Origin of the sequence: Streptomyces fuscigenes (genome assembly GCF_021556455.1) — a bacterium.
GTDB classification, from domain to species: domain Bacteria; phylum Actinomycetota; class Actinomycetes; order Streptomycetales; family Streptomycetaceae; genus Streptomyces; species Streptomyces fuscigenes.
This window is the reverse complement of sequence record NZ_JAKGCV010000409.1, coordinates 1-4,930: the sequence shown is the minus strand read 5'-3', so window position 1 is coordinate 4,930 and position 4,930 is coordinate 1. Positions and strand designations below refer to the sequence as shown.

The following is a 4,930-nucleotide window of genomic DNA, read 5'->3' as shown; positions in this document are numbered from 1 at the left end:
CGGGCCCGGGACCGCCCTCCCGCCCGCCCCGGGGCCCGGCCCCGCGCCGCTCCCCGCGACCGTCCCCGCCACCGTCCGGACGCGCGTCCCCGCTCCCGCGCGGACGTGCTTGCGCGGACGCGAATCCCGCCGGACGGCCGGGCGTGGCGCCGCCCGGCGCGTGGGCGCACGGCTCCGCGTCGGCCACCCGGGCGAACCCGCGCGGGGGAAGCGTGAGGAAGCCCTCCGCCTGAAGGGCGGCGAGGCCGATCCTGGGCAGGTCCCGGCTGCCGCGGAAGACGAGGAAGCGGGGCTCCCAGCGCGGCTGGAACTTCGCGTTGAAGCGGTAGAGCGACTCGATCTGGAACCAGCGCGAGAGGAAGACGAGGGTCCCCCGCCAGCCGCGCAGCACCGGGCCCGCGCCCAGCCGTTCCCCGCGGGCCAGCACCGAGCGGAACATCGCGAAGTTCAGCGAGACCCGCCGCACCCGCAGCCCCGGCGCGGCCTGGAGCGTGGCGACGATCAGCAGCTCGTTCAGCCCGGGGTCGGCGGAGCGGTCGCGGCGCATCAGGTCGAGGGAGATCCCGTCGTCGCCCCACGGCACGAAGTGCAGGACGCCCTTCAGGTCCCCGTACGGCTCCGGTGCCGCGGCCGGCGCGCCCGGAGCCGCCCGTCCGTTCGGTTGCCCGTGCGCTGCGGGCGTTCCGGCCGCGCCGGGCGCACCGGTCGCGGGCTCCCGTACCGGCCCGGGCGCGGTGCGGTGGGCGGTGGCGATCACCGCGTCGCCGTCGCCCGGGTCGCCGATGCGGCCCAGCGCCATGGAGAACCCGCGCTCCGTGCCGCTGCCCCGCCACTCGGCCGAGGCCCGCCGGATCCGGTCGAGCTCCGCGGCGGGCACGTCCCGCACCCGGCGCACCCGGGTCTCGTACCCGGCCCGCTCCACCCGCTTCACCATCTGCCGCACGTTGCGCATGGCGCGCCCGCCCAGCGAGAAGTCGGCCACCTCGACGACGGCCTCGTCGCCGAGTTCGAGCGCGTCGAGGCCCGTCTCGCGCGTCCACACCTCGCCGCCCGTCTCGCTGCACCCCATGACGGCGGGAATCCACGAATGGGCCTCGGCCGTCTCCATGAACCGCTCGATGGCCCCCGGCCAGGCCTCCACGTCGCCGATCGGGTCGCCGCTCGCGAGCATCACCGCGGAGACCACGCGGTAGCACACGGCCGCCTTGCCGCTGCCGGAGAAGACGACCCCCTTGTCGCGGCGGAGCGCGAAGTGGCCGAGCGAGTCCCGCCCGCCGTGCCGGGCCAGCAGGTCCCGCAGCCGGCGCTCGTCGTCCGCGGTCAGCCGCGCCGCGGGGTGCTCGGGGCGCAGCGCCAGATAGACGGTGGTCAGGGCGGTCAGCAGGCCCAGCGAGCCGAGCGTGTACGCGACGACATTGTCCGTGGGACCTCGGTAGGCCACCGGGCCCTCGAAGCCGAACAGCCCGAACACGACGTGCTCCAGGCGCTCACCGAACGTCGGGCTGCCGACCGTGCGGTGCGGATGCGCGCTCACGACGATCAGGCCGAGGCCGATGGAGCCCGCCCCCATCAGCAGGAAGTTCGTCACCGGCGTCCACCGCCCCCGCGGGTCGGGCAGCGCCGCGAACTGCGCGCGGTGGGCGATCAGCGGCGCGAGCAGCAGCAGCGAGACCAGGGCGCCCAGCAGTGAGTGCCGGTACAGGAGCTGGGCCACGGCGCCCGTCGGCAGCAGCACCACGGCCGCCCGCCAGGCGCGCCGCTTGCGCCGCTTGAGTCCGTGCGCGAGGCACATCAGCAGCACCCCGACGCTGACGGCGAACGCGGCGGCGAACGGGCCGAGCGCGCCGGGCAGCACCTCCGCGAGGGCGTGTATGCGGCTGTGCCGGAAGCGGGGGAAGATGCCGGACGCCAGGTTCACGAGGGCGACGAGCGTGCACGCCGTCCCGATGAACGAGGGCACGGTGCGGGGCGCGGGCCACGGCGCCCACCGGCGGGCCGCCCGGGAGGCGCCCGAGGAGGTCGCCGAGGCGCCCGACGTGGTGCGGGCCGGGCCTGACGGGGTGCCGGCCGGGGCGCGCCGCGCGCCCGGCGGGCTCGGCGGGGACACGGGGGCGCGTTCGCCTGCCGTGCCTGCTGCGCCCGCTGTGCCTGCTGCCGCTGCTGCGGTCGGCGGTGCTGCTGCGGACGGCGTACGTGCCGTGCCTGCCGTGCCCGCGGGGGCCGTCGGAGCTTTCGGGGCTTTCGGATCCCTGCGGCGGGACGGATCTGCTGGATCGGATGTGTCTGATGGGTCGGATGCGTCTGCCGGATCGGAGGCGTCTGCCGGGTCGGACGGGGGAGCGCCGGGTGCAGGGGCGGCGGTGGCGGGTGCGTCCGGGCCCGCGCGGCGCGGCCCCTCGGCACGGGTTCCGCGACCTCCCTCGGCACGGACTTCGGGCCCGCCGTTCGTCCCCCGTCCGGAGTGGTCCGGGGTCCCGAACGGAACCAATGCTGATTTGTCCCCATCTACCGGCACAGCCGTCGCTTCCCGTAGTCGTCCGGTGGTCGTCGTGCCCGGCGCTCCACCGCCGAGCGGCGGCCGGACTGCATGTGTTTCCTATGACGGGGCTTTGACGGAGCGGGTTCATCGGGCGGGGAAGTTCACTGAGGAGGGGGTCTTCGAACATGGGTCTGACCAGCCACAAGGTCCTGGCCGTGGCGGTGCTGGCGGCCGTGGCGCTGTTCGCCGTCACCGTGTGGCGGTGGCCGCGGCTCGCCGGGCGCGGGGTGCGGCCGGTGTCCGGGAGGGTGGGGCTGCTGTTCGCGACCCAGGTGGCGATCTTCGCCGCCGTCGCGCTGGCGGCCAACCGGTCCTTCCTGTTCTACGCGTCCTGGGACGACCTCCTGGGGCGCGAGACGGGCATGGGCACGGTCCTCGTGCACGACACGGACCCGTCGGGCACGGTCGCGGCCGTGCAGCGCCCGATCAGCGCCGACCTGCCGAGCGGCGCCCGGCCCGCGCGCGACGGGCTCGTGCGGGAGACCGCCATCGCGGGGCCGCGCAGCCACATCGTCAGCGCGGCGTACGTGTACCTGCCGCCCGAGTACTTCCAGCCCCGCTACGCGCACCACCTGTTCCCGGCGGCCATCGTGCTGACGGGCTATCCGGGCTCCGCGAAGGCCCTGGTCTCGCGGCTCGACTACCCGGCCATCGCCAAGGCCCAGGCCGCGGCGCACCGCATGGAGCCGATGGTGCTCGTCATGCTGCGCCCCACGGTCGCCCCGCCGCGCGACACCGAGTGCGTGGACGTGCCCCACGGGCCGCGGACGGAGACGTACTTCGCCCGCGACATCCCGGACGTGATCACGCACTCCTACCGCGTCGGGCCGGGCCTGACGCACTGGGGGATCATGGGGGACTCCACCGGCGGCTACTGCGCGCTGAAGATCGCGATGCACCATCCGAACGACTTCGGTGCGGCCGTCGGCCTCGCCGCCGACTACAAGGCGGCCGAAGACCCCACCACCGGCGACCTGTTCCACGGCGACGAGTCGCTGCGCCGGCACGCCGACCTGGTGTGGCTGCTGCGCCACGAGACGCCGCCGTCGACGTCGATGCTGGTGACCAGCACACTGCACGGCGAACGGAACCTGGCCGAGACCCGTCGCTTCATCAGCGCCGTGCGCGCGCCCGCGCGGGTCTCTTCGATCATCCTTCCGGACGGCGGGCACAACTACAACACGTGGAAGCGCGAGATCCCCGCGGCCCTGGTGTGGCTCGGCCGCCGCGTGGGCTGAGGCGCCGCCCGGACCCGGGCGCCCCACGGGCCGAGGCCGCCCCACGGGCCGCGGCGCCGCGCGGGACGGGCGGGAGGCACAAGGGGCGGTTGCCGCGCGTCCGTTGTGCGTCGCCCCGGCGAAGCGGCGCGCACACCGCGCGGATCCGGGCCGGCCACGGTGTGCTTCCCGCCCAAGTCCCCTGCCGGTAAGGCTTCGTGGGCCCTCGGCCGCGCGCACCGGGGGCCGGCCGGACGGGGCCGGGCGGGCGATCGTGTCCGGGTTCGGCGGGGCGCGGGTGAAGGTCCCGAAAACGGACCGGCAAAGTTACCTCCCCTCACACCCGTTCGGCCCATCGGCGCGGTAAATTTCGAGCCATGCCACGTGGACGCCACCGCCATTCGCCGCCCCTCCACCAGTTCATGCCGCCGAGCGCCGTCGCCACGGTCGCCGTCGTGTGTGCGGGAGGTGTCTGGGCGATCGCCGATCCGCTCGTCCTGCGCGGGCTCGCGGTGGTGGCCGGCGTGGCCGCCCTGGCCGGTGCGGTCGTCATGCGGGCGTGGGACCGCGAAGCGGGCCGCCGGGTCGCGGAGCTGACGCGCGCTCGCGAGAGCGACCAGTGGAAGACCGACGAGCGGGTCGCGGAGCTCGAGGCCGACGTCGACGAGGCCCGGGAGATCCGCACCCGCCTGGAGGGAAAGCTCCGCGCCAAGCGGGTGGAGCTGGCCCGGCTGCGCGGCGAGCACGCGGCGCTGCTGCGCCGGTACGCGACGGCGGAGACGGAGCGCGCGAGCGCCCTCGAAGGCCGCCGCAGGCTGGCGATCGAGGCCACCGCGGAGCCCAGGGCGCTGGCGGCGGGCGGTACGCCGACCCCGTCCGCGTTCCTGATGGCGAGCAGGGCACTGGACGAACTCGCGGCGAACGGCGCCCGGCAGGCGGCGCTTCCCGCGCCGCGTGCCCGGCGCGCGGTGGAGAGCGGCGCGGCCCGGGCGGCGGCCGGCGGGGAGACGGCCGGCGGCAGTGGCACGGCGCTCACTCCGGCCGCTTCGCGGACGGTCCCCCGGACCGAACCGGCCGGCGGGCCGGACGCCGGGGACCGCGCGAGCGGAGGCGGGCGGCAGGCGGCCACGGCCGAGCAGGCGTCGGCGCCTCAGGCGTCGGGGGCGCCCGCGGC

General features: G+C 76.2%; 3 protein-coding genes. 2 read left to right on the top strand and 1 reads right to left on the bottom strand.

Annotation, left to right across the window (positions count from 1 at the left end; translation table 11 throughout):
- On the bottom strand, positions 1-1,960 hold a 1,960-nt coding region (locus L1885_RS23505), incomplete at its 3' end, for a phosphatidylglycerol lysyltransferase domain-containing protein (protein WP_235799168.1).
- A 704-nt stretch (positions 1,961-2,664) separates the two neighbouring features.
- Here L1885_RS23505 and L1885_RS23500 point away from each other — a divergent pair.
- Both L1885_RS23500 and L1885_RS23495 read left to right on the top strand, forming a co-directional pair.
- Positions 2,665-3,777, top strand: coding sequence for an alpha/beta hydrolase (locus L1885_RS23500; RefSeq protein WP_235799167.1), 1,113 nt, complete (start codon positions 2,665-2,667; stop codon positions 3,775-3,777).
- 356 nt (positions 3,778-4,133) lie between these two features.
- The coding region (locus L1885_RS23495; protein ID WP_235799166.1) for a coiled-coil domain-containing protein at positions 4,134-4,930 on the top strand (797 nt) is incomplete at its 3' end.